Annotated in this window: 24 protein-coding genes; 4 read left to right on the top strand and 20 right to left on the bottom strand. The window is 60.7% G+C overall.

The window, feature by feature from the left end:
• Window positions 1-88: 88 nt before the first annotated feature.
• The gene (locus tag AB4N64_RS01230; RefSeq protein WP_460121279.1) at window positions 89-784 is read left to right on the top strand and encodes a hypothetical protein; all 696 of its coding nucleotides are present in this window, start codon (window positions 89-91) and stop codon (window positions 782-784) included.
• Window positions 781-1689, top strand: a complete 909-nt coding sequence (locus AB4N64_RS01235) for a hypothetical protein (protein ID WP_460121281.1) — start codon at window positions 781-783, stop codon at window positions 1687-1689. Before AB4N64_RS01230 ends, AB4N64_RS01235 begins: the two co-directional genes overlap by 4 nt.
• Before the next feature lie 42 nt (window positions 1690-1731).
• Here AB4N64_RS01235 and AB4N64_RS01240 read toward each other — a convergent pair whose 3' ends face one another.
• The 6 genes from AB4N64_RS01240 to AB4N64_RS01265 are packed head-to-tail and all read right to left on the bottom strand — an operon-like array spanning window position 1732 to window position 9040.
• Entirely contained in the window at window positions 1732-3123 is a 1392-nt protein-coding gene (locus tag AB4N64_RS01240) for a sigma-54-dependent transcriptional regulator (RefSeq protein WP_460121282.1), read from the bottom strand.
• Entirely contained in the window at window positions 3113-4888 is a 1776-nt protein-coding gene (locus tag AB4N64_RS01245; protein WP_460121284.1) for a sensor histidine kinase, read from the bottom strand. The genes AB4N64_RS01240 and AB4N64_RS01245 overlap by 11 nt, the downstream gene beginning before the upstream one ends.
• A 6-nt stretch (window positions 4889-4894) precedes the next feature.
• Window positions 4895-6022 carry a GNAT family N-acetyltransferase gene (locus tag AB4N64_RS01250; RefSeq protein ID WP_460121286.1) on the bottom strand — a complete coding sequence of 376 codons (1128 nt, stop codon included), beginning with the start codon at window positions 6020-6022 and terminating at the stop codon, window positions 4895-4897.
• 42 nt (window positions 6023-6064) lie between these two features.
• Entirely contained in the window at window positions 6065-6946 is an 882-nt protein-coding gene (locus AB4N64_RS01255) for an alpha/beta hydrolase (RefSeq protein ID WP_460121288.1), read from the bottom strand.
• The gene (locus AB4N64_RS01260; RefSeq protein WP_460121290.1) at window positions 6943-8337 is read right to left on the bottom strand and encodes an aspartate aminotransferase family protein; all 1395 of its coding nucleotides are present in this window, start codon (window positions 8335-8337) and stop codon (window positions 6943-6945) included. Before AB4N64_RS01260 ends, AB4N64_RS01255 begins: the two co-directional genes overlap by 4 nt.
• Entirely contained in the window at window positions 8330-9040 is a 711-nt protein-coding gene (locus tag AB4N64_RS01265) for an HAD-IB family phosphatase (RefSeq protein WP_460121291.1), read from the bottom strand. Before AB4N64_RS01265 ends, AB4N64_RS01260 begins: the two co-directional genes overlap by 8 nt.
• Before the next feature lie 229 nt (window positions 9041-9269).
• On the opposite strand from AB4N64_RS01265, the gene AB4N64_RS01270 reads away from it, so the two are divergent.
• Both AB4N64_RS01270 and AB4N64_RS01275 read left to right on the top strand, forming a co-directional pair.
• Window positions 9270-10031, top strand: coding sequence for a MipA/OmpV family protein (locus AB4N64_RS01270; protein WP_460121293.1), 762 nt, complete (start codon window positions 9270-9272; stop codon window positions 10029-10031).
• 72 nt (window positions 10032-10103) lie between these two features.
• Complete coding sequence (locus AB4N64_RS01275) at window positions 10104-10970, top strand: fatty acid desaturase family protein (protein ID WP_460121294.1); 867 nt, start codon at window positions 10104-10106, stop codon at window positions 10968-10970.
• 98 nt (window positions 10971-11068) lie between these two features.
• Here the strand turns inward: AB4N64_RS01275 and AB4N64_RS01280 are convergent, their stop codons facing one another.
• The 14 genes from AB4N64_RS01280 to AB4N64_RS01345 all read right to left on the bottom strand — a co-directional run bounded on the left by AB4N64_RS01280 (window position 11069) and on the right by AB4N64_RS01345 (window position 25339).
• Complete coding sequence (locus AB4N64_RS01280) at window positions 11069-11473, bottom strand: DMT family transporter (protein ID WP_460126562.1); 405 nt, start codon at window positions 11471-11473, stop codon at window positions 11069-11071.
• Window positions 11474-11483: 10 nt separating this feature from the next.
• Complete coding sequence (locus tag AB4N64_RS01285) at window positions 11484-11858, bottom strand: DMT family transporter (RefSeq protein ID WP_460121296.1); 375 nt, start codon at window positions 11856-11858, stop codon at window positions 11484-11486.
• Entirely contained in the window at window positions 11855-12775 is a 921-nt protein-coding gene (locus tag AB4N64_RS01290; protein WP_460121298.1) for an arginase family protein, read from the bottom strand. Before AB4N64_RS01290 ends, AB4N64_RS01285 begins: the two co-directional genes overlap by 4 nt.
• Window positions 12776-12882: 107 nt before the next feature.
• A complete protein-coding gene (locus tag AB4N64_RS01295) occupies window positions 12883-13212 on the bottom strand; it encodes a GlpM family protein (RefSeq protein WP_460126563.1) in 330 nt (109 codons plus the stop codon).
• A gap of 8 nt (window positions 13213-13220) precedes the next feature.
• Complete coding sequence (gene aauR / locus AB4N64_RS01300) at window positions 13221-14549, bottom strand: two-component response regulator AauR (protein ID WP_460121300.1); 1329 nt, start codon at window positions 14547-14549, stop codon at window positions 13221-13223.
• Window positions 14546-16447, bottom strand: a complete 1902-nt coding sequence (gene aauS / locus AB4N64_RS01305; protein WP_460121302.1) for a two-component sensor histidine kinase AauS — start codon at window positions 16445-16447, stop codon at window positions 14546-14548. The genes aauR and aauS overlap by 4 nt, the downstream gene beginning before the upstream one ends.
• Before the next feature lie 164 nt (window positions 16448-16611).
• The gene (locus tag AB4N64_RS01310; protein ID WP_460121303.1) at window positions 16612-17346 is read right to left on the bottom strand and encodes an amino acid ABC transporter ATP-binding protein; all 735 of its coding nucleotides are present in this window, start codon (window positions 17344-17346) and stop codon (window positions 16612-16614) included.
• Entirely contained in the window at window positions 17343-18014 is a 672-nt protein-coding gene (locus AB4N64_RS01315) for an amino acid ABC transporter permease (protein ID WP_460121305.1), read from the bottom strand. The genes AB4N64_RS01310 and AB4N64_RS01315 overlap by 4 nt, the downstream gene beginning before the upstream one ends.
• Window positions 18014-18760 (bottom strand): amino acid ABC transporter permease, encoded by a 747-nt coding sequence (locus AB4N64_RS01320; protein WP_460121307.1) that lies wholly within the window; start codon window positions 18758-18760, stop codon window positions 18014-18016. Before AB4N64_RS01320 ends, AB4N64_RS01315 begins: the two co-directional genes overlap by 1 nt.
• 193 nt (window positions 18761-18953) lie before the next feature.
• The gene (locus tag AB4N64_RS01325) at window positions 18954-19868 is read right to left on the bottom strand and encodes a glutamate/aspartate ABC transporter substrate-binding protein (protein ID WP_460121309.1); all 915 of its coding nucleotides are present in this window, start codon (window positions 19866-19868) and stop codon (window positions 18954-18956) included.
• Window positions 19869-20233: 365 nt separating this feature from the next.
• A complete protein-coding gene (gene glpD, locus AB4N64_RS01330) occupies window positions 20234-21772 on the bottom strand; it encodes a glycerol-3-phosphate dehydrogenase (protein ID WP_460121311.1) in 1539 nt (512 codons plus the stop codon).
• Between the two features lie 309 nt (window positions 21773-22081).
• A complete protein-coding gene (locus tag AB4N64_RS01335) occupies window positions 22082-22837 on the bottom strand; it encodes a DeoR/GlpR family transcriptional regulator (RefSeq protein WP_460121313.1) in 756 nt (251 codons plus the stop codon).
• A gap of 94 nt (window positions 22838-22931) precedes the next feature.
• The gene (gene glpK, locus AB4N64_RS01340) at window positions 22932-24437 is read right to left on the bottom strand and encodes a glycerol kinase GlpK (RefSeq protein ID WP_460121315.1); all 1506 of its coding nucleotides are present in this window, start codon (window positions 24435-24437) and stop codon (window positions 22932-22934) included.
• Window positions 24438-24493: 56 nt separating this feature from the next.
• Entirely contained in the window at window positions 24494-25339 is an 846-nt protein-coding gene (locus AB4N64_RS01345; protein ID WP_460121317.1) for an MIP/aquaporin family protein, read from the bottom strand.
• Between the last annotated feature and the right edge of the window lie 212 nt (window positions 25340-25551).

Raw genomic sequence — 25551 nt, forward strand, 5'->3', positions numbered from 1 at the left:
AAAGAAAATATGTCAATGTGCCACTATTGAGGGATGCCGTCGCTGCCGATACAGACAGCGACGTTTTCAATTCATAGGGATTTGATTCATGACCTTTCACGCTTTTCGTACGTGGGCGGCGCTCACTTTGCTCGCCTGCCTGACCCTCACCGGTTGCGCCAACATTCAACCCCCAGTGCCACTGGATCAACAATTCTGGGATGCCAAGGAGCCGACCGTCGGTGTGGCCATCACGGTAGTGCCACCGCCAGTGCTGGCCCTGACCGGCAACCAGGGGATTCTCGATTACGCCATCAACAAGGGCGTGAACAGCAAGCTCAGTGACAACGTCGAAAAATGGCAGGTGCGCGACCTCAACACGTTGCCCGATGTCATCGTCGCCAAGCTCGAGGCCAAGGGCTACAAGGTCAAACGCATCAACGAGCCAGTCAACCTGGAGTCCTACAAGAAAATCAGTTTCCGTGAAGGTTATACCGTGCGCGACCTGACCCCGCTCAAGGCCACCTACGGCGTTGATCGGTTGTTGCTGGTAAACGTCTTTGCCACTGGCGCCACCCGCAGCTACTACGGCTTTGTGCCGACCAGCGTACCGATGGCCCAAGTGACCGGGCAGGGCATGGTGGTCGATCTGGCGGACAACAAGCTGCTGTGGTTCAAACCTTTTGCCGTGGTGCAAGCCGCCCAGGGCGAGTGGGACGAGCCGACCTATACCAACCTGTCCAACGCCTTCTACCAGGCCATGGATACCAGCCGTCAGCAAATGATCACGCCGTTCGAACAATGAACGGTTCGTTGCGCGTAGTGGCGGCATCGCTGCTGTTGATGCTGGCCGGGTGTGCGCAGAAACCGGCCCCTGAAGCCGGTTTCCGCTCCCAGGGTGCAGCGCCCTATGTCCAGGCCCACGGGCTGAAAGTGGACCTGCAACTGCCACAGGCATTTGTCGGGGCCAGCACGGTGATCGATGCCAAGGTGGCACAGGATGCCGCGTCTTCGAGCCACAACCTGATCGCCAACTCCGGCAACACTGCCGGGTTGGCCGGGCTGCTTGTGGCGAGCCTGATCAACACCCAGATGGGCAGCGGCAGCTTGCAGCGCGATGCAGAAAATGTGGCGTTGAAGGAAGCGCGGCCGATGGCCGATCTGCTGGCCGGCGTGCCATTGCAGGAGCGCTTGCAACAGCGTTATCAACAGGCATCGCAAGTGGCCGGGTTGAAGCAGGGCGAGGGCGCCGTCACCGCGCGGCTGCTGATTGAGCCCAAGCTGATGCTGACCCCGGACCGTGGCAGTTTCATATTGGTCAATCAGGTGCAGGTCCAGGACATCGCAGGTTCCGCGCTGTACCGCATGCGCATCGAAGTGGCCAGCCAGCCGATCCGTCGTTGCGGCAAGCAATGCATCGACGACGGCAGCCTGGAACTGGCCAAGGTCACGGCGGTGCTCGATGAGTGCATCGACGAGTCCATGCGCGTTCTGGCCGCCGATCTGATGCTGCCGGCGCCACCGGAGGCCGCCCAGGAAACCCTGCGCTATGTGCTGGATGGTCAGCGGGTGGTCGAGCGCGGTTATCAATTGGCCAACCAGGGCAGTTATTGGCGCTACCGCAACCTGTATGGCGCGGTGAAGTCGGTGCCGGTCCCCTTTGAAGATGCACTGACCCAGGCGCAGTTGCAGAAGGTGTACGGGCGGTAATCCGGGCCGTTTCCAGGTCGAGCCTGGAAACGGCCCTCGCTGTCAGCGCACGATCTTGTCCACATGAATGCCAAGTTTTTTCAAGCGATACCAGAAACTGCGCTCGGTGATCCCGATCAATTGCGCAGCGGCAGCCTGCACGCCGTTGCTCTGTTGCAACGCCGCGAGAATATAGGCCTTTTCCACTTCCGCCAGGGCCGTGTCGAGGTCGGCTGGCACGCCGTTGGCGTCGGCAAGCGGCGCGCTGTTGCCCAGCGTTTGTGTGGCGAACAGATAGGCCGGCAGGTCGTGTTCTTCGATTACCGCACCGGACGCAACGATGGTGGCGCGCTCCACGCAGTTTTGCAGCTCGCGGATATTGCCCGGCCACGAATAATTGGCCATGGCCTGCAACGCCTCTGCGCTGAAGCCAGTGAAACGTTTGCCCGCGGCGGCGCCCAGGGTATTGGCAAAGTGCCGGGCCAGCGAGGCAATGTCCTCGACCCTTTCACGCAGGGCTGGCAACGGGATGGGGAAGACGTTGAGACGGTAATACAGGTCCTCGCGAAACTCCTTGTTGGCCACGGCGTCCAGCAGGTTTTTATTGGTGGCAGCAATAACCCGCACATCCACCTTGCGTTCGCGGGGGTCGCCCACCGGTTCGATGATCCGCTCTTGCAAGGCACGCAGGATTTTCGCTTGCAGAGCTAGTGGCATTTCGCCGATTTCATCGAGAAACAGGGTGCCCTTGTCGGCTTGCTGGAAGCGCCCGACGCGGTCCGCCACGGCGCCGGTGAAGGCGCCTTTGCGGTGGCCGAACATTTCGCTTTCCAGTAGCCCATCGGGGATTGCCGCACAGTTTACTGCGACGAAGGGTTTGTCGGCGCGACTCCCGTGTTTGTGGATGGCCCGGGCGACCATTTCCTTGCCGGTCCCGCTTTCGCCGGTCAGCAGGATGGTCGCGCTGCTTTCGCGCACCGAGTCGATCGCTTGGCGCACCCGGCGAAAACTCGGGCTGTCGCCCACCAGGCTGTCGATCTGCTGATGTTCGTCGAGTTCGGCGCGCATGCGCTGGTTGTCTTTGAGTATGTCGCGGAATTGCAGGGCCTTGCTGACCGTGATGTCCAGTTCATCGATGTCGAACGGTTTGGCGATGTAGTCGAAGGCGCCGTTGCGCATTGACTGCACAGCATTCTTCACCGTGCTGTAGGCGGTCATGACGATCACCGGTAACTGCGGGTAGCGAGTCTTGATTTCCGCCAGCAGTTGCGGGCCATCCATGCCGGGCATGCGCCAGTCGCTGATTACGAGGTCGATGTCCTCGCTCTCCAGTACCTTGAGGGCGTGCAGACCGTTGCCCGCGGTGAATACCGTGATCTCACCCTGGCCCAGGGCCGAGGCCAGCAGGTCGCACAGCTTGGGCTCGTCGTCGACCACCAGTACGTTATGCGTCATCACGACCCTCGTCGAATGCTTCACTATTGGCCGGAATGTACAGGCTGAAGGTGGCGCCGGCATCTTTTTCGCTGACGCATTCGATGTGCCCGTCATGGTTTTCCATGATCGAATACACCTTGGCCAGTCCGAGTCCGGTGCCGGAGGCCTTGGTCGTAACGAACGGGGTGAACATCCGTTCGAGCATGTCGGCCTCGATGCCCTGGCCGGTGTCGCTGATGCTGATGACAGTGTAGTGCTGGTCGCTACTGATACCCAGGGTCAGGCGGCCGCCCTCGGGCATGGCGTCGATGGCGTTGACGATCAGGTTCAGGCCGGCCTGCTTGATTTGCCGAAGGTCGGCATACAGGGTCGCGCCAGGGGCCCTGTCGTCGATCTGCACGGCGATGTTGTGGCTGGCCAGTTCCGGGGCGCAGAACCCGGCCAGCTCATCCATCAGTGGCCGTGCCAGTTGCGTGGAGCGCATGGGTGCGCTGGGTTTGGCGAAGTCGAGAAAGTCGGTGATCAGGTCGTTGATACGACTGACTTCGCTGACCACGTATTCCAGGTGTCGTTTGTCGGTCTGCGGCAGGTCGGCCCGCCGGTGCAGCAGTTGCGTCGCGGTCTTGATGATGCCCAGCGGGTTACGGATTTCATGGGCCAGGCCCATCGCGACTTCGCCCAGCGCGTGCAGGCGGTCGCGTCGCCGTAACTGCGATTCCAGGTGTTGCAACTCGCCGAGGCGTTCGCTCATGTGGTTGAAGGTACTGCTCAATTCCGCCAGTTCATCGCCACCGCTGACGGGCAGGCGCTGGCGATAGTCCCCGGCAATGACCGCCTGTACGCCCTTGGATAGCCCACGCAACGGCTTGGTCAGGCGCTGCGAGACCAGCCAGCCCACCGCCAGCGAGGCCGCTGTGCTGAGCAGGAAAATCAGGATGAACAGGTTGCTTTGGTTCACCAGCCCGACCAGGGTGGAGTGGCGCAGCAGGCCGCTGAAGACCACGCCCTGCAGCTCACCGTTTTCATTGAGAATCGGCCGGTAGATGCCGCTGTAGCGGCTGGTGGATTGTTCAATGGGTTGCTTGCTGCTACGCAGCAATTGTTCGATACCCTTGGGCACGCTGGCCGGGTGATCCTCGAAGCGCTGGGTGGAAAAAATTTCCGACAGCTCATCACCCCTGGCCAGGTACAGGCGCAGGTCCAGGGAATGCACATCGGCAACGCTGGTCAGGAAACTGTCGTCCAGGTAGGTGCCGATGATCAGCTTGTAGTCGACGTTGTCCTGTTCCGTTTCGAAGGTCGAGATCACGGTGCCGGTGGCCACGCCCCCCACTTGCAGTGTCTGCAGCACGGCCTTGGGTGCCGTGCTGATCTGCCGCACGATGTCGTCCGCGGCGTTGCTGAACATCACTTTGCGATCGCTGTTGCGTATCAGTGCCACCACGTCGATGCCCATTGCCCCGGCAATGTCGGTACTGAGCTTGTCGTGGCGCACCGACACCCGATCCGTGGACGGGCGGGTGTAGCGCAGGAACAACTGCGCGACCCTGGCGTTGTCCCGCAGGATTTCGCTGATCTCGTCCTCGACGATCTTGGTCGACTCCTGCAACCATATGCGCACGTTGCTCTCGAATATTTGCGACAGCGTTGTCGCCGCGAGTTCGGCAGCGATCATGGTCGGAATGACGCTGACCAGCCAGAATGCCAACACCAGTTTGCGTTGCAGGCTCCAACCGGAAAGGGCGAAGGGTCGGGTGGTGGCGCGGCGGTCTTTAATGGTCATGTTGACTTATTGCAGCTCACTTATCGCAGCCGCCATGGCCGGGTCGGTACGGTCCGGGCGGATGAAGGGTTTGACCAGGCGCAGAAAGTGATCGAGCACCGGGTTGCGATGACGGAAGAACAGGGTGTTGCCGACGAACGAACAACCCAGACGCAGCTTACTGGCATAGCCTGCCTGACCGCACGCGTAGAGCGTCATACCGTGCTCAATACAGTAGCTGACATTGGTCAACCAGGTACGCATGTAAAGCTGGTGATCGCGGGTGCGATCCAGGTCATGGGCGAAGAACTTGTCGATCATGCGCTGTTGATCCAGCAGGACAAGGTTGAACGCCACCAGTTCATCGTCGACCCAGTAAAGCGCGCACGCAGCCCGCTCACCCAAGTGTTCCAGCACCTGCTGGAAGTAGCCGTCGGGCAGGCGCTCGAAGCTCAGGTCGCTGCGGGCCAGGGTCGCTTCGTACAGCGGCATCATGCGCGGAAGCAGGTCATGTACAGAGCGGCGCCATTCGATGCGCGGGCCCTGTTTGCGCAAGATGCGGCGCAGATCCTTGCGGGTGGATTTGCCAAGGCTGCCCAGGTACGCGTCTACCGAGCCAAATGTGATCGGCAGCTCGGCACCGGGTAAACCGGGCATGCCTTGCAGGCCGGCCGCACGGCATGCCGCGAGCCACTGTGGGTGGAGCTGGGAGGCATCCTTGACCGCGAGCAGGCCGATCCCGGCGCGGTTGGCATCTTCACGAGCGAGGTCCAGCAGGCGAGCGAACAGGGAAGGCCATCGCCCCGCAACAATGTCTGGGGCGATACCGACATGGCATCGCTCGGCCACCGGGGAGCCCAGCGCATACAGATGCACGTCGAACAATCCGGGCCACCATCGCTGCAGCCGTTCAGTCAAACGCTTGGCCGGGCCCTGCACCGTGGTGTCCAGGGAGTAGGCCGTCGTGAACGCCACCGTCGCCGCAATCAGTCGACCCTCTTCGAACAGTGCCAGGTAACGCCATTGAAAGCCTTCAATGCCGGCTTGCTCCACGGCTCGATAATAAGCCCAGTCTTCGAGCTCATCGGGAAAGCAGGCATTCCAGGCGGCGCGATCAATCGCCTCGATGGATGACAGAATTTGCGCGGTGGTCACGTCGCTTCCTTAGTAGGCCAGGCTTGCCGTTTTGCCGTTGGATCACGCCAGTTGCCGCAATGGCTGGGCTGGCATGCATTGGGGTAGGGAGGGCTGAAGGGCGCGATGGTGGTCGATGAAGTCGACACTCAGCTCTACGACGCGGCGGTATTGCAGGTCAACGGTGATCATGTGGTAGCAATCGTCCAGGAGGATCTTTACCACTTCGCCACCCAGCTTGCGTTCCACGTAGTCGGCATTCCAGCGGCTGGTGATGTCGTCTTCGATTGAGTGCAGGACCAGCGCCGGGGTCTTGATGGACGGCATGCGTTTTTTCACTACGGCGTTCATGCGGTGCAATTCGCGCACGGTCACACCCTCCATGGTCAACAGGCCGGCCTGGCTGCTTTCACCCTCTTTCATCTGCCGTTCGACGATGGCGCGCAAGCGTTCATTCTTGATGCCGTAAGGCGGTTTCTCCTCGAAGCGGCAGATGTGCACACCGAACGGAATTTTCATCAGCAGGGGCGTCAGGAACGCCAGCTTGTGAATGCTCCAGCCGTCGTACTTGAGTGTCGTGGAATACATCAGCAGCCCGGCGACTTGTCCGGGATGCTCGGCGGCCACGTACATGGACATCACCGCCCCCATTGACAGGCCGCCGACGAACACTTTGCGGTGACGCGCGCGGATGCCGACGAAGGTGCGGCGCACGCCCTCATACCAGTCGCGCCAGCCGGTGGCCTGCAAATCGGCATTGTTCCCACAGTGCCCGGCCAGGGTCGGCACGTAGACTGTGCACCCGGCCTTGGCCAGGCCCGCGGCCACCCGACGCAACTCCGTCGGGGTGCCGGTGAGGCCGTGGATCAACAGCACCGCGACCTCACCCGAGCCGAGAACGAAACCGGCGTTGCCTTCGCCCATGTCGATCCCGTGTTCGTTCATCGTTTCATCGCTCGTGCCAGCAGGCGGTCGAGCAGGGCGATGCCCAGGTCGATTTCCGGGTAGCTGATTTCCAGGGATGGGGCCAGGGTGATGACGTTCTTGTAGTAGCCACCCACGTCGAGAATCAGACCCAGGCGCCGGCCGTCGATCTCGATGTCGCCCTTCATGCCTTCCTCGACCATGAAGTCCAGGGTGGCCTTGTCCGGTGTAAAGCCATCCGGCGCGCAGATCTCGCAACGCAGCGCGAGGCCCAGGCCATCGACATCACCGATGATCGGGTAGCGCTTCTTCAGGTCCTGCAGGCCTTCGAGGAAATACCGGCCCTTGTTCATGACCATCGCACCGTAGTCCACTTCGCTGGTCATCTTGAACATTTCCAGGCCCACGGCGGTGCCCAGGGGGTTGGAAGCGAAGGTCGAGTGGGTCGAGCCAGGCGGGAAGACTTTCGGGTTGATCAACTCTTCCTTGGCCCAGATGCCGCCCAGGGGGTTGAGGCCGTTGGTCAGCGCCTTGCCGAAGACGATCACGTCGGGCTTGACGTCGAAGTGCTCGATCGACCACAGCTTGCCGGTGCGGTAGAAGCCCATCTGGATTTCATCGACCACCAGCAGGATACCGTGCTGGTCGAGCACGTGCTTGAGTTCGCTGTAGAAGTTCATCGGCGGGATCACGTAGCCACCGGTGCCCTGGATCGGTTCGACATAGAACGCCGCGTATTCGCTGGCGCCGACCTTCGGGTCCCAGACACCGTTGTATTCGGTCTCGAACAGGCGAGCGAATTGCTGCACGCAGTGGCTGCCGTACTCTTCCTTGGTCATGCCCTTGGGTCCACGGAAGTGATAGGGGAACGGGATGAATTGTGCGCGCTCGCCAAAGTGACCGTAGCGGCGACGGTAGCGGTAGCTGGAGGTGATCGACGAGGCACCGAGCGTACGCCCGTGGTAGCCGCCTTCGAAGGCGAACATCAGGCTTTTGCCATTGCTGGCGTTGCGTACCACCTTGAGCGAATCCTCGATTGACTGCGAACCTCCGACGTTGAAGTGCACGCGACCGTCCAGGCCGAATTTCTTTTTGGCGTCCACCGCGATCATTTCCGACAGCTCGATCTTGCCCTTGTGCAGGTACTGGCTGGCGATTTGCGGCAGGGTGTCGATCTGCTGTTTCAACGCGTTGTTCAGGCGTGGGTTGGCGTAACCGAAGTTGACCGCCGAATACCACATCTGCAGGTCCAGGTAGGCCTGGTCTTCGGTGTCCCAGACATAGGAGCCTTCGCAGCGACTGAAAATGCGCGGCGGCTCGATATAGTGGACGGTGTCGCCATAGGAGCAGTACCTGGCTTCCTTTTCCAGGAGGATCTGGTCTTCGGCGGTGGCGATGCGGGTATCAGACATGGTGTAGGGTTTCCTGTGTTTCAGAAAGGGTGTCGGTGTTGAACGAAAGGGCGTTGGCCGAGCGCGCCACTGGCAACCGGGCAAGCAATTGCGGCAGCTCGGCAAAGCGGTCGAAACGTGCGTGGGCGATGCCGTTGCGCTCGCAGTACTCGACCAAGCGGCCCTTGGCGAAGACGAAGTCGGCGGTGGCTGCTACGCACATGTCGGACTGGCCATCGCCGATCACCAACACGCGTTTGCTCCGGGGCGTGGATTTGCATTTGCAGTTGCCGGAGGCGGCGCGGCAGGCATCGCTGGCATAAGGGAAATCGATGCGCCACTGGTTGTGCTCTACCTGGCGCAGGCGGTTGGCGAGTATCGGCAGGAGCGTGACGTAGTTGCGCGACAGGATCCGCGCGATGCCCTGCTCGATGCCGTCGCTTACCACTTCCACGGTGGCGCCCAGGCCGATCACGTGGTCGACGAAGTCGGGAAAATCCGGGTCGATCTCGACGCTGTCAAAGAACTCGAGCAATTGCGCCGGCGTGGCCTTGATCAGCGCAAGCTGGCGGCTGAGGCATTCCCGTGAACCGATAGTGCCTTGCAGCCATTCGTTTTCGATCGTTTCCCAGCTGGGGTCGGCGAAGCGCCCCAGGATGCTGTCGATCACGTCGGTGGGGGTGATGGTGCCGTCGAAGTCACACACGATATGCCAGTCAATCATCTGCATTTACCTGTTGGTCATGGCAGTTGTGGGATGCGCTGTCTGCGCTTGGCAGGGGAGGGAGCAGGGACTGTGCCAAGTGCACCAGACCCAGTAATGGCGGAGGCTGAGCTGTGTTTGGGTGAGGCGCAGCTACAAATTTTGTAGCTTGCTACAAACAACATGAGTGCTTGCGCGAACGGGGCTGTCGGGGGATTGATGCGCGCAGGTTCGGAAGAGGAATGACGTGATGTCGAACAAAATGCGAGCATTGTTGATCGCGCTCAGTTGCCTGGCCGGGGGCGCCCGCGCAGGCGGCATCACCGGTGAGGCGGGCCTGGGCCTGGGGTATCAGCCCCATGACCCGACCGGTAGCCGCTACGAAACGCGGCCTGTGCCTTACCTCGATCTGGGCTTCGGCGATGTCAGCCTGAGCACCGACGATGGCCTGACCTGGAACGCCGTGAACAGCAGCGGACTCAGCGCCGGGCCATACCTCAATTACCTGCCGGGGCGTACCGCGAACCATGAGTTGCGCGGTCTGCGCGATGTGCCGGACATGGCCGAGGCAGGCGGGTTCGTGCAATACGCCCCGGCCGACTTCTGGCGGGTGTTCGCATCGCTCGGCCAGGCCGTCGGCGGTGGCAGCGGCCAGGGCGGAGTGTTCGGCCGGGTGGGCGGCGAGATCGGTTACCCGCTGGGCGCTGGCGTGATTGGCAGCACCAACCTGACTGCGCATTTTGCCGACGCTCAGGGCACCCAGACGTTCTTCGGAGTCAGTGACGGCGAGGCACAGGCCTCGGGCATTCGCGCTTACAACGCCTCGGGCGGCTTGCAGAATGTGGCCCTGACCCAGAGCTTCGAATTCCCGCTGGCCGCCCATTGGTCGCTATTGACCAGTGCCAGCTGGATACACCTGACCCGCTCGGCGGCAGACAGCACCATCGTCAAGACTGTGGGCGATGCCAACCAGGGTCAGGTACAGGCTGCGATTGCCTACAAATTCGACTGATTGTGTGGGGCGGTGAATTGGTCTGGCGTTTGCAAACATCCCTGTCGACCTTACTTCTCCAGGATGTTCTTCATGGCTCGTCCCGCTTATCGCCTGCTTGCCCATTCGCTGTGGGATCTGATTCCCATAGCCTTGGGCCTTGCCCATTTCGCCTTCGTCCTGTGGCTGGTTGCCGCCTTTCCTGCACTGGCGTGGTGGGCCTTGGTGCCGCTGGCACTGGGTTATGCCGTCAGCCTGTCGTGGAGCATCAACAGCATTTCGCACAACCAGATCCACAATGCCTACTTCACTCGCGCCTGGATGAACCGTGCCTTTGACCTGCTGTTGTCGGTGACCATCGGCTTTTCCCAGACGCTTTATCGCGATATCCACAACCGGCATCACCGAGGCAACTCCGACCGGCCTGATGCCTCGGGTAAAACCGTGGACCCGCTGTCGATTTACCAGCGCGGCAAGCACGGGCAACCCGAGAATCCCTGGGCGTACACCTTCCTCAGTTTTTTCCGTGACGACCCCAAACCCATTTTCACCGAGATGCGCCGCAAACACCCGCAGAATGCCCGTTGGGTGAAGGTGGAAATCTACGTGACGGTGTTGTTCTACCTGCTGCTGGCGGCGTACGACTGGCAGGCGGTGCTGGTGTTGCTGCCGTTCTGGTATCTGGGGCAGGCGCTGTCATCGCTCAATGGGTACTACGAGCATTTTGGCGGCAACCCCGATTTGCCCATCGCCTGGGGTGTCAGCGCCTATAGTCCGCTCTACAACCTATTGTGGATGAACAACGGTTATCACGCAGAACACCATTACCGGCCGAAAATGCACTGGACGAAGGTCAAGGCCTTCCACCGGCAAATTGCCCGGGAACAACGCGAGGCGGGCGTTAAAGACATCCCGCTGGCCCATGGGCTGGGTTTCCTCATCAACCATCACGACGCCTGATTGCAATTGTACGAGCGAGCTTGCTCGCGATGGACGCCCGCGGTATCGGGGGCTGCATCGCGAGTAAGCTCGCTCCTACGCAGGGGGGCGGTCAGGTCTCAGTTATCCTCCCCCTCGGCCAGCAGGGCGATGCCTCCCATGATCACCGCCACGCCCATCCAGTGCAGCGCGCTGATCTGTTCACCCAATCCCAGCCACGACCCCAGCAAGACGCCGATGAATACCAGCGAACTCAAGGGAAAGGCCAGCGACAGGCTGCTTCGGCGCAATATCAGCATCCAGACGAAAAACGCGCCGACGTAGCAGCCGACCGCGACCCATACGCCGGGGGTCAGGAGGATGTCCTGCAGCCATTGCAGGGTGAAATCCATTTGTCCCAGTTGGTCGCCGCCGACCTTGGAGGCGATCTGCCCGCCGCTTTCGAGCAAGATCAGCAATGCCCACAACACCAGGGTGCCCAGGCGCCCATGCAGCCAGTGCAGGGCATTGGAGGGTTGTTGCATCATGCGCGCCTCAGACATGGCCGGCACACACGAGCATGACGCCCGCCGTTATCACCAGCGTCCCCAGCCAACGCCGGCGGCTGACGGTTTCGCCCAATACCAGCTTGCCCGCCAGCACCACGCCGCAATAGGCCAATGCCGCGGCGGGGAACAGCAGGCTCAGGGGCGCTCGCGACAGGGCGGCCAGCCAGACGAAAAATTCGATGAAGTAGGCGCCGATCCCGCCCCATAGCATCGGTGCGCTGAGTACCTGGCCCCAGAACAGCCGCAGGCGAAAACCGCCTTCCAGCTGCGGCATCCGGTCCAGGCCGAGTTTGAAAAAGAGCTGGCCAATGACGTCCAGAACAATGGACAGGGCCACCAGTGCAATCACCGTCAAGGTCATGAAAACAGCTCCTCGAACAGTTCGATCAAAGCCTGGTTGGTGCTCGAGTTGCGCAGGATATCGGACTCGCTCCAGCGCTCGGCCGGAGGTTGATCGGTCTTGGCTTCCCAGCGTTTGAACATGTTGCTGAAAGCGGGGCGGGCATATTCCCCGCAGATGTCGATGCCCAGGATGCGTTTGCTCGCCGCCAGCGCGCGCAGGGCCTGCAGCATATGGTACAGGCGCATGCTGCCCTGATCCCAGTTGGTGGCGGCGTCTTCGCTGGCGAGCACGTCCTTGTCGATGGTGATCCACACCGCTGCGGTCGGCAGGTCGGCGATCAGGGCGTCGAGGAATCGTGACCAATCCAGTGTCGACAGGTTGCGCCAGTGCAGCATGTTTTCCTGCTGCCGGTGCCCGGCACCGTCGCCGATCCGTCCCCAGACCTTCGAAGGCGGATGCTGCCAGGGGAACAATTGCAGGGTACCGCGCTTGAGCGCGCCGAGGTTGCCTCCCTTGCATTGCGGGTTTTGCAGGTCATCGCTGCATGGGCCCAGGGTGACGATCCGGCGGACGTTCGGCAGCTTGAGGGCCTGATTGACCCACGAGCCGCAATGGCGGCGCGGCGCAAACCTCACCCAGTCGGGGTGATTGTCGAAATGAATAAGGCTGATTGGCTCGGGCAGGTCGCTCAGGAACGCCGGGGTCAAGTGGTGATAGTCACCGGAGCCGATGAAGAAAATTTCCGGGGCCGGGCCGATGTGCCGGGGCCGTTGTTGCAAGCGTTCGGCGAAGCGGCGCCAAGTGCGTTCGCTGGACCAGAGCCGCAGTTTCGGGCCGAGGTCGAGCAGGTCCAGACGCCTGGCGCGACCGCTTTCGAGCAGTCGCGCGATCGGCGCCTGGGTGGTCAGGCTATGGTCGAGATCTAGAATGTTCAAGGTTGTGATTACCCTGGCAGACCCATCCAGACACCGGCCTCATCCATCATGAGGGCCGGCCGGGCGGGTTTTTCGGGGTAAATGCAAGGGGCGGGCCAGCGTTTGTGTCAGGCGTGCACCCGAACCCACACGCTGACCAGCAACGTCGCCGCCATCAACCACGCCACAGCTGCCACCGCCAGCGACGCTTCCAGGCGCATGCGGTCGACCATCACGTACAACGTCGCCAGGTAGATGAAGTACGGAATGATCGACCACATGCCAAACACGATGGTGATCTTCAGGTCGTCCACCGAACGGCCCTTGCCGACGATGTAGTGTGCGATCAGCGCGAAGGTCGGGAACAGCGGTACCAGGCCCGCGATGTAGTAGTTTCGGGTCTTGGCCAGGGTGGCGAGGATCACCACCACCGCTGCGCCCAGGGTCGCTTTGAGAATCAGGTCCATCAGTGGCTCAGTCCGTACTTTTTCACTTTGTCGAACAAAGTGGTCTTGGCCATGCCCAGTTCCAGGCTGGCCTGGGTCAGGTTGCCGCCACTGCGTTGAAGGGCCTCGCCCAACAGATTGCGCTCGAAGGCTTCCACCGCCTCGGCGAAGGCCAGGCCCTGGGTGCTGCCGCTGGGGCCGGCCTTCTTGAAGGCGGGCAGGCCGAGGGCGAACCGTTCGGCGACGTTGCGCAGCTCACGCACGTTGCCTGGCCAGTCGTGGCTCATCAGGTGCGACAGGGTCTGGTTGTCCAGTTCCGGTGCGGCGCGATCGAAGCGCAGGGAGGACTGCTGCAGGAAATGCTCGAACAGTTGCAGGATGTCTTCGCGGCGCTCGCGCAGCGGTGGCAGTTCCAGGGTGACCACGTTGAGGCGGTAATACAGGTCGCTACGAAAATCGCCAGCGCGGCTCAAGTCGTCGAGGTCGCACTTGGTGGCCGCAATTACCCGGCAATCCACCGCTACGCTCTGGTTCGAGCCGAGGCGTTCCAGTGTGCGCTCCTGCAATACTCGCAGCAGTTTGATCTGCAAGGGCAGCGGCATGCTTTCCACTTCGTCGAGGAACAGCGTGCCGCCATCGGCGTGTTCGATCTTGCCGATGCGTCGTTTGCCGGCGCCGGTGAAGGCATTGGCTTCGTGGCCGAAAATTTCGCTTTCGAACAGGTTCTCCGGCAGCCCGCCACAGTTCAAGGCGACGAATTGCCGGGTGTGTCGGCGACTGAAGTCATGCAGGCAACGGGCGACCAGTTCCTTGCCGGTGCCGGTCTCGCCTTCGATGAGCACGTTGGCCGAGGTGTCGGCGACGTTGGCGATCAGCTCCCGCAGGTTCTGCATGGCGGGCGAGCGGCCGATGATCCGACCTTCGAGCGAGTCGCGCTCCGCCAATTGCCGACGCAGTGACGACACCTCCCGTGCCAGGCTGCGTTGCTCCAGGGCGCGGCGGGCCACGTCCACCAGGCGTTCCGGGGAAAAGGGCTTCTCCATGAAATCGTAGGCGCCTTTTTGCATCGCGCCGACGGCCATGGAGATGTCGCCGTGGCCGGTAATCAGTACCACGGGCAAGCTTCGGTCACGCGCCTTGAGGCGGGTCAGCAGTTCGAGGCCATCGATGCCCGGCAGGCGAATGTCACTGATGACGATGCCGGCAAAGTTTTCGCCGACCCGCTCCAGGGCGTCCTCGGCGCAGGTCACGCCGATGCAGGGAATGTCCTCCAGGCTCAGCGCCTGCTGGCAGCCGAGCAGCACATGGGGGTCGTCTTCGACGATCAGCACACTAAGGTCGTTGTTCATATTGGCTCGGCAGGAGTAGGGCTTACCAACGGTAAACTGAGGACGAAACTGGTGCCACCACTGGCCGGATGCTCGACATCCAGGTGCCCGCCGGTGGCAGCTGCCAGGCTGGCGGACAGGGTCAGGCCAAGCCCGAGGCCCTGTTCGCCGGGTTTGGTGGTGAAAAAAGGTTCGAACAGGTGCTTGCGTGCATCGATGTCGATGCCGTGACCGTTGTCGCGCACACGCAGGCGATATTTGCCTTCCAGCGCTTCACCTTCCAGCCACAGCTCCGGCAGCGGCTGGGCCAGCATGGCGTCGAGGGCGTTGCCGATCAGGTTGACCAGGATCTGCTCCAGGCGGGTCTGGTCGATCTGCACCTGTACGTCTTCAAAGTGCCGATGCACTTGCAGGTGAGCGCTTTCGACGCGGGTACCCAGCAACTGCAACGCCGCATCCACGCCTTTGCCGAGGCAGGCCTGGCCTTGGTCGTCACCGCGCCGGGCGAACGAGCGCAGGCTGGCGGTGATGCGCCCCATGCGGTCGATCAGGTCGTTGATGGTCTTGAGGTTGGTGCTCGCGACGTCCAGTTGGCCACGCTCCATGAAGCGCACGGTATTGCCGGACAAGGTCCGCAGCGCCGCCAGTGGCTGGTTCAGTTCGTGGGCGATGCTGGTGGACATCTGGCCGATGGCTGCGAGTTTACCGGCCTGCACCAGTTCATCCTGGGCGCGGCGCAGCGTTTCTTCGGCATGGCGGCGTTCGCGAATCTGGCCCTTGAGTCGTTCGTTGCTGGCGCGTAGATCGGAGGTGCGTTCGGTAATCCGACGCTCGAGCTGATTGTTGGCTTCCTGCAGGGCTTCGCGGGCGGCGAGACGGGTGGCAATGACCTTGCGCCGCTCGTTCCAGGCGATTAGCAGAAACGCCACGAGGGCAAACGCCACGGCCACCAGAATACCCTGGTTAATGGCCTGGCGACGCAGATCCTGCAACGGCGTGAGCAAGGTGAAATTCCACGGCGTGTCGCTCAATTGGCGGGTTTGCGAAAGGTAGCTGATGTCCTCGTCGTCGGACTCCACTTCGCTGTTGGCGGGGAAGGTCAGCTTTTCCTCGCCCTCGGCCAGTTTTTCCCGGGCCAGCGGTTGCAGCTCGTTCAGCGGGAACCAGTAGTACTGAAGGCTTCGGGCGAGTTTTTCCTTGGTGTCTTCGCTCAGTGGCACCACTGATTTCAGGCGCCGCGAGGGGTCGCTCGAGAGAATGATGATGCCGTTCTCGTCGCTGACAAAGGCTTCCAGTCGCGCCCGTTGCCAGCGTTCTTCCATGGCTTCGAGACGAACCTTGACCACCGCTACGCCGATGATCTTGCCGTGTTCTTCCAGGCCGTGGGCCAGGTAGTAACCCGGCTCGCCGTTGGTGCTGCCGATGCCATAGAACCGGCCAGGCTGGCCACGAACGGCATTCTGGAAGTAGGCGCGGAAGGAGAGGTCTTCACCCAGGTAACTGTCGACGTCACGCCAGTTGCTGGTGGCCATGACGCGACCGGTGGTGTCCATCACATAGATGGCCCGACTGCGGCTGCGGCGGTTCAGGCCTTCGAGGTAATCGTTGACGACTTGCCGGTGTTCCGGCGTTGGCTCGGCCAGCAGCCGGGAAACGCTCGATTCGAGCTCCAGCAGACTGGGCAGGTAGGTGTATTTGCTGATCTCGCTCTCGACGGCGCGGGCGTGCAGTTCAAGCTGGCGCTGGCCGTTCTCGCTGAGGCTGCGGATGCCGTAATGTTCGCTGAGCCAGAAGCCGAGGTAGCCCAGTCCGATCATCAGCGCGATGATCAGCGGCGGCAGGAGCAAATGGCGGATCTGACGGGGTTTCACGGCGAGTGATGGCGGCGCGGCGCGATAAAGAGTGGGGTCGCATTTCATCACAGATGCCTTGGGTCAACCAGCGCTTGCACGCCCCTTCCCCTGTAGGAGCGAGCTTGCTCGCGATGGTGGACCAGACACCACGGGGTATCAGGCAGCCAACGTTATCGTTGACGACCATCGCGAGCGTGCTCGCTCCTACAGAGAGGGAGGGAGCGCGCTTTTTAGTGCTGCAAGATCTTGTTGAGGAAGTGCTGGGTGCGTTCGGCACGGTGGCTGATGTCACCGAAGAACTCCTCTTTCGGGCAGTCCTCGATGATCTTGCCGGCGTCCATGAAGATCACGCGGTCGGCCACTTTGCGGGCGAAGCCCATTTCGTGGGTCACACACATCATGGTCATGCCTTCGTGGGCCAATTGCACCATCACGTCGAGCACTTCGTTGACCATCTCCGGGTCGAGTGCCGAGGTCGGTTCGTCGAAGAGCATGACGATAGGGTCCATCGCCAGCGCACGGGCAATCGCCACACGCTGTTGCTGGCCACCGGACAGTTGCCCAGGATGCTTGTGGGCGTGCGCCGAGAGACCGACGCGCTCCAGCAGTTGCAGGCCTTTCTTGGTGGCTTCTTCCTTGCTGCGGCCCAGCACCTTGATCTGCGCGATGGTCAGGTTTTCGGTGATGGTCAGGTGCGGGAACAGCTCGAAATGCTGGAACACCATGCCGACGCGTGAACGCAACTTTGGCAGGTCGGTTTTCGGGTTGGCGATGGAGGTCCCATCGACCACGATGTCACCTTTCTGGAACGGCTCCAGGGCGTTGACGCACTTGATCAGGGTCGACTTGCCGGAACCTGACGGCCCGCACACCACGATCACTTCGCCTTTCTTGACCTCGGTGCTGCAATCGGTCAGCACCTGGAAGTCCCCATACCACTTGTTGATGTTCTTGATAGAGATCATACGGCGAACCTTTTTTGCAGACGCTTGACCAGCTGCGAGGCGGCAAAGCTGATGATGAAGTAAACGAGACCTGCGAAGATCAGGAACTCATTGGAGCGACCGATGATGTCGCCGCTGGCGCGCGAAGCATTGAGGAAATCCACCAGGCCGACGGCGTAGACCAACGAGGTGTCCTGGAACAGGATGATGCTTTGCTGCAGCAACAGCGGGGTCATCTTGCGGAACGCCTGCGGCAGGATGATCAACCGCATCATCTGGCCGTAAGTCATGCCCAGCGCCTGCGCGGCACCCATCTGCCCCTTGGGAATCGACTGCACGCCGGCGCGCACGATTTCACAGAAGTAGGCGGCTTCGAACATCATGAACGCCACGATGCACGAGGCGAATGCGCCGATCGGGGTGTCTTCGCCGGTGATCCAGCGCAGTACGAATGGCACCGCCAGGTAGAACCAGGTGATGACCAGCAGCAGCGGGATCGAACGGAAGTAGTTAACGTAGGCGCCAGCCAGGTTGGACAGCAGTTTGCTGTGGGACAGGCGCATCAGCGCGAGAACGGTGCCAAGGATGAGCCCGCCGATGACACCCATGATCATCAGTTTGAGGGTCATGACCATGCCGTTCCACAGGCCTGGAATTGCCGGGACGATGCCCGAGAAGTCGAATTCCATCACTTACCCCCTGCGGAAATCAGGCCTGGTACGGCGACTTTCTTCTCGACCATGCGCATCAGCAGCATCAGGCTCATGTTCAGGGTGAAGTAGATCAGCGTGGCCAGGGTGAACGCTTCGAACAGGTTGGCCGAGAACTCGGCGGTCTGCTTGGTCTGCGCGAGCAGCTCCATCAGGCCGATCAAGGATGCCACGGACGAGTTCTTGAAGACGTTGAGAAATTCCGACGTGAGCGGCGGAATGATGATCCGGTAGGCCTGGGGCAGCAGCACGTTCCAGTAGATCTGCGGCAGCTTGAAACCCATGGCGCGAGCGGCAGCTTCCTGGCCCTTGGGCAGCGCCTGGATACCGGTGCGCACCTGTTCGCAAACCCGCGCGGCGGTGAACAGACCCAGGCACACGATGACGCTGAGGAACGCCGAGGTCGTCGGGTTCAGGTCCTGTTTGTACCATTCCTGCAGGTCAGCCGGCAGCAAATCAGGCACCAGGAAGTACCAGATGAACAGCTGTACCAGCAGAGGCACGTTACGGAAAACTTCGACGTAGCAGGTGGCGATGCCCGATACGATGCGATTCGGTACGGTGCGCATGACGCCCAGGATCGAGCCCAGTATCAGGGCGATGATCCAGGCCACGACGGCAATGGCGATGGTCCAGCCCAGACCGGAAATGAACCAGTCGAGATACGTCTCGCTGCCCACGCCGGTGGACTTGAAGAACACGCCCCAGTCCCAGTTGTAATTCATCAGGGTCTCCCCTCGGATTTTATCGATGTACTAATGCCCGCTTGGGGACGCTCCGTTCCCACCCCGACCTTGAAGGTCGGGCACACACGAGCGGCTCGACAAACCACCGGTTCGAGTGTTTCCAGATTGACGCCAGCAGGGAGTAGCTCCTGAAAGGGCAATGGCCCTGTCAGGAGTTAAGGTTAGACAGAAATCAGGATTTCTTGTCGTCAGCCGCTTTATCGGTTGGCGTGGCGATCAAAGCCTTGAGCTCGTTGCTCATCGGGAATTGCAGGTTCACGCCTTTTGGCGGGACTGGCTGCAGGAACCACTTGTCGTAGATCTTGTTGATCTCGCCCGATGCGTAGGTAGCCTTGATGGCGTCATCCACGACCTTCTTGAATGGCTCGTCGCCCTTGCGCACCATGCAACCGTAGATTTCGTAGGATTGCGGCGTGCCGGTTACAGCCCAGTCAGCAGGCTTTTTGGCCTTGGCCATTTCGCCGGCCAGCAGCACGTCGTCCATCATGAAGGCGACGGCGCGGCCGCTTTCCAGCATCTGGAAGGACTCGCCGTGGTCTTTGGCGGAGATGACGTTCATACCCATCTGCTTGTCGGCGTTCATGGCCTTGAGGATGCGCTCGGACGTGGTGCCAGCGGTGGTGACGACGTTCTTGCCTTTGAGGTCGTCGAAATCCTTGTAGGCCGAATCTTTCTTGGACAGCAGGCGGGTGCCGACTTCGAAGATGCCCACGGAGAAATCAACCTGTTGCTGACGTTCGACGTTGTTGGTGGTGGAGCCGCATTCCAGGTCCACGGTGCCGTTCTGCACCAGCGGGATACGGGTTTGCGAGGTCACCAGGTTGTATTTGACTTGCAGGTTGGGCAGGTCCAGCTCTTTTTTCAGTGCATCAACGACTTTCAGCTGCAGGTCGTGGGAATAGCCGACCGGTTTGCCGGAAGCATCCACGATGTAGGAAAAAGGAATGGAAGCGTCACGGTGGCCGAGGGTAATCGTGCCGGATTCTTTGATCTTCTTCAGGGTGCCGGTGAGCTCGGCGGCGAAAACTGGAGTGCTGATCAGAGCGGCAGCGATGGCTGCGCCCAGGATATGGGGAACGATACGCATCAAATTGTCCTCGACATTGTTTTTTTTATGGAGCCGGTTGATCGGCCCTTTTGAGCTTCGAGCGTTTGCTGGCTTCCACGGTTGCGCGCAGCAAAGCATTCGTCGAAAAGTGTAGAGCATGAGTCGTGCCAGGCCAGGTCTCATGTAGTAGTTTGTTGATTTATAAGGATTATTAAATATTTCTGATGTTTTTTTGATATCAGATCATCCGGGAATCCGAATAGGGCGGTGGGTTGTGTTCGGAAAACCGAATGCGATTTCAGGCCTTTGGGCGCCCCTGTGGGAGCGGGGGATGAATTGTGCGACAAAATGCAAAAAGCCCCTGAATCATCGATCCAGGGGCTTCTGGGCCAGCCGGCCGCCAATCAGGCCGCTTCGATCTTGCGACGGCTCTGCTCCACCTTGCTCAGGTAATCCACCAGCGTCTGCTGTTCAGCCGCCGTGGTGAACAAGCCCAGCTTGCTGCGCCGCCACAGGATGTCCTGCGCGGTGGTCACCCACTCTTCGCTGCACAGGTAATCGACTTCGCGTGTGTAAAGACCGCCACCGATGTGCTCGCCGAGGTCCGCGAGATCCTGCACGCCTTCCAGCATGCGCCAGGTACGACTGCCGTAGGCAGTGGACCAGCGACGGGCGATTTCGGTCGGCACCCAGTCGTACTGGTCGCGAATCCGTGAGGCGAGGGCTTGCGGGGTGGTCATGTCTTCGCCGCCCGGCAGGGTTTCGGCGGCCGTCCAGCTGGGCTTGATGTGCGAGAAATACGGCGCCAGTTGGGCCAGGGCCGATTCGGCCAGTTTGCGGTAGGTGGTCAGCTTGCCGCCGAACACTGACAGCAACGGCGCCTCTTCGCCCGAGCCCGACAGTGCCAGGGTGTAGTCGCGGGTGACAGCTGACGGGTTGTCGGATTCGTCGTTGCACAGTGGGCGCACCCCGGAATAGCTGTGCAGGATGTCGTCGCGGCTGATCTGCTTCTTGAAGTGGGCGTTGACCACTTGCAGCAGATAATCGGTCTCACCGTCGGTGATCGCCACCTTGGCCGGGTCACCGGTGTACTCGCGGTCAGTCGTGCCGATCAGGGTGAACTCATTCAAGTAGGGAATGGTAAAGACGATGCGCTGATCTTCGTTCTGCAGAATGTGTGCATGATCGCCCTCGTACAGCTTTGGCACGATCAGGTGGCTGCCCTGAATCAGGCGGATGCCGTAGGGCGATTCCATTTTCAGGTCATCACGAATGAATTTGGCGACCCATGGGCCGGCAGCGTTTACCAAAGCCTTGCTACGAATCGAGAACAGGCTGCCGTCGGCACGCTCCAGATGCAGATGCCACAGGCCCTTGGTACGACGGGCGCTGACGCAGCGTGTTTGCGTGTGAATGTGTGCGCCTTTTTCGCGAGCGGCCATGGCGTTCAGTACCACGAGGCGGGCGTCGTCCACCCAGCAATCGGAGTACTCGAAACCCTTTGTGATTTCGCTTTTCAACGGACTGTCGGGGCCAAACTTGAGGCTGTTCGAGCCTTGCAGTTTTTCCCGTTTGCCGAGGTTGTCATAAAGGAAAAGGCCGGCGCGGATCATCCACGCCGGACGCAGGTGCGGACGGTGCGGCAGCACGAAACGCATCTGTTTGACGATGTGCGGCGCCTTGGCCAGCAACACTTCGCGTTCGGCGAGGGCTTCTCGCACCAGGCGGAATTCATAATGTTCGAGGTAGCGCAGGCCGCCGTGGATCAGCTTGCTGCTGGCCGACGAGGTGTGGCTGGCCAGGTCATCCTTTTCGCAAAGGAACACCGAAAGGCCGCGACCGGCAGCATCTGCTGCGATCCCCACGCCATTGATCCCGCCACCGATGACGGCAATGTCGTAGACCTCAGCGATAGGGGGCGTGGGCAAGGTAGAAGTGGGCATCGCATGGCCTCGGGCATTTTTTGATTTTCGATATTCGAACATAAATGTTCATTTGCGAAAATGGTAGCCCATAAAGAAGCGCGCAGCCAGTTAACTTCGATTGAAAAAACTGATCGAAAGGCGGGGAAAGGAAAATTTTCGAACATGTTGGCGCGCGTTTTAGCGCGAAAGATGTGTTGCCGGTGCCGGCATCATCGCGAGCAAGCTCGCTCCTACAGGGAACGATTCGTACACAGATTTTGTGTACACCTCCAATCCCCTGTAGGAGCGAGCTGGCTCGCGATGGGGCCGGAACAGGCTACAAAATACCTAAACCACTTCCAACCGAACCTTGTGCTGACTCAGCAACTGCGCCAGCGCTGGCACCGGCTGCTGGTCGGTCACCAGGCAATCGACCAGACTGATCGGCCCCAGGCGAATCATGGCGTTGCGCCCGAATTTGCTGGAGTCTGCGGCCAGGATCACCTGACGGGCATTGGCAATGATCGCCTGTGAAACGCGCACTTCCTGGTAGTCGAAGTCCAGCAGGCTGCCGTCTTCATCGATACCACTGATGCCCACCAGCGCGAAATCGACCTTGAACTGGTTGATGAAATCGACGCTGGCCTGACCGACCACCCCACCATCGCGCCGCACATTGCCGCCGGTCAGCAGAACGTCAAAATCGTCCTTGGCGCTGAGCATGGAAGCTACGTGCAGATTGTTGGTGATGATCTTCAGGTGGTTGTGGTTGAGCAACGCCCGTGCAATCGATTCGGTGGTGGTGCCAATATTGATGAACAACGAAGCGTGGTCGGGGATCTGCGCGGCAACGGCTTCGCCGATGCGCTGCTTTTCATCGCGCATCTGATCGGCGCGCATGGCGTAGGCGGTGTTTTCGACGCTGGAGTCATAGGCAGCGCCGCCGTGGTAGCGACGCAGCAGATTGGCTTCCGCGAGCTGGTTGATATCGCGGCGGATGGTCTGGGGCGTCACGACGAACAGCGAGGCCATTTCCTCGATGCTGACGTAGCCGCGTTCGCGAACCAGTTCGAGGATTTGCTGCTGGCGGGGAGGCAGATTCATGGGGCGTCCTTTGGGCTGCCGTGCAAAATTTGCCCATGATGCCGCAGGAATCTGCTCCCTGCCAGTTACATGCTGAAGCAGGAGACAGCTTGGCTTATTCAGCGCCTTCCTGTGGCTCCCAGTCGCGCGTGCGACTGACCGCTTTTTTCCAGCCGGCGTAGAGTTTTTCCTTGGCGACTTCGTCCAGCGTCGGTTCGAATTCGCGCTCGATCACCGCCTTGTCGCGCAATTCCTCAAGGCTGCCCCAGAAACCGCACGCCAACCCGGCCAGGTAAGCCGCGCCCAATGCTGTGGTCTCGCGCATTTTCGGACGCTCAACCTGAGTGCCGAGGATGTCGGCCTGGAACTGCATGAGGAAATTGTTCGCCACCGCGCCGCCGTCCACGCGCAGCGCTTTGAGGCGCTCGCCGGAATCCTGTTGCATGGCGTCGAGTACGTCGCGGGTCTGGTAGGCAATCGACTCCAGGGCGGCACGGATGATGTGGTCTACGCGTACACCGCGTGTCAGGCCGAACAGAGCGCCACGGGCGTATGGGTCCCAGTAGGGGGCACCAAGTCCGGTGAAGGCCGGGACCAGGTACACACCGTTGCTGTCCTTGACCTTGCTGGCGAAGTATTCGGTGTCGTGGGCATCGTTGATGATCTTCAGCTCATCGCGCAGCCACTGCACGGTCGAGCCGCCGTTGAACACCGCACCTTCCAGTGCATAGGCGACTTCGCCCCGCGGGCCGCAGGCGATGGTCGTCAGCATGCCGTGTTGGGATTTCACGGCCTTATTACCCGTGTTCATCAACAGGAAACAGCCGGTGCCGTAGGTGTTTTTCGCCTGGCCAGGCTCGACGCACATCTGGCCGAACAGAGCGGCCTGCTGGTCGCCGGCGATGCCGCCGATGGCGATACCGCTTTTGGTGTGGCCGTAGATTTCCGAGGAGGACTTCACCGGCGGCAGCATCTCACGCGGGATGTCCAGCAGCTCGAGCATCTTCGCATCCCACTCCAGGGTGTGGATGTTGAACAGCAGGGTGCGCGAGGCATTGGTGTAATCGGTGACGTGCACCTTGCCACCAGTAAATTTCCAGATCAGCCAGCTGTCGACGGTGCCGAACAGCAGCTCGCCGTTGCGCGCGCGTTCATGGCTGCCTTCGACGTTGTCGAGGATCCACTTCAGTTTGGTGCCGGAGAAATACGGGTCGGTCACCAGGCCAGTCGTTTCGCTGATGTACTGCTCGTGACCGTCACGCTTGAGCTGCTGGCAGATCTCGGTGCTGCGACGGCATTGCCAGACGATCGCGTTGTAGATCGGGCGGCCGGTGGTCTTGTCCCAGACCACCGTGGTTTCACGCTGATTGGTGATGCCGATGGCGGCGACCTGGTCGTGATGCAGGCCGGCTTGAGCCAGGGCTTCGACCATCACGGCGCTTTGGGTGGCGAAGATTTCCATCGGGTCGTGCTCGACCCAGCCCGCTTGCGGGTAATGCTGGGCGAATTCACGCTGGGCGGTGCAGACCACGTTCGCGTCACGGTCGAAAATGATGGCGCGAGAACTGGTCGTACCCTGATCGAGGGCAATGATGTAGTTCTTATTCTGAATGTCGGTCATGTCGATTGCCTTGGACGAGATAAAGGGGTGAGGTCAGGCGCATCGCGCCAACGGTATCAGGAAGTTCTTGGTTTGCCGTCAATGGCCGGTGTTGCAGGAGCAGGTTCGGTGGCTGGCAGATGGCGGGCGATCAGCCCGCGATAAGCCGCGGCACCGAGGCAGGCACCGACAATCGGTGCAAAAATCGGGATCAGGAAGTACGGGATCTCACGTGCGCCGGTAAGGGAAATTTCACCCCAGCCTGCGAAAAAAGTCATCAGCTTGGGGCCGAAATCCCGCGCCGGGTTCATCGCGAAGCCGGTCAGCGGGCCCATCGAGCTGCCGATCACCGCAATCAGCAGGCCGATCAGCAGCGGTGCCATGGGGCCGTTCGGTAAACCGTTGTTGTCGTCGGTCAGGGACATGATCACACCCATGAGGATCGCGGTGATGACCACTTCGACCAGGAACGCCTGTGCGGTGGAGAGCGCCGGGTTGGGGAAAGTGGAGAACACCGACGCCAGTTCGAGGCTGGCCTGGGTGCCGCGAACCATATGGTGGGTTTGTTCGTAATCGAAGAATAGATTGCTGTACAGCGTGTAAACCAACAAGGCGCCGCAGAAGGCGCCGGCCAATTGGGCCAGAATATAGGGCGGCAGTTTGCGCTTTTCGAAGCCGGTAAAAATACACAGCGCGATGCTGACGGCGGGGTTGAGGTGAGCCCCTGACACACCGGCCGTCAAATAGATCGCCATGCTGACGCCCACGCCCCAGATGATGCTGATTTCCCACAAGCCGAAGCTGGCACCCGCGACCTTGAGCGCGGCAACGCAACCGGTACCAAAAAAGATCAGCAGTGCAGTGCCCAGAAATTCCGCCAGGCATTGGCTGTAGAGTGACGGTTGTCGTAAAGCAGTTGTCATTGAAAACCTCTTTGTTTTTTTCTCTGGCGCTCTTTTTTGATCTTGATCAAAGCGCGATTTTCACCGGGAGGGTCCCCACCCTGAGCCCCGGTTTACTGCTGGGTCCTGCGCTGTCGCGTTATACGGTATTCGTAAACGAAAAAATATAGACAAGGATCATGTCTGTCAAAGATCGAAAGTGAACCATTGGTCACATCCGAACTATTAGTCAG

Source organism: Pseudomonas sp. S2_C03 (genome assembly GCF_054668405.1).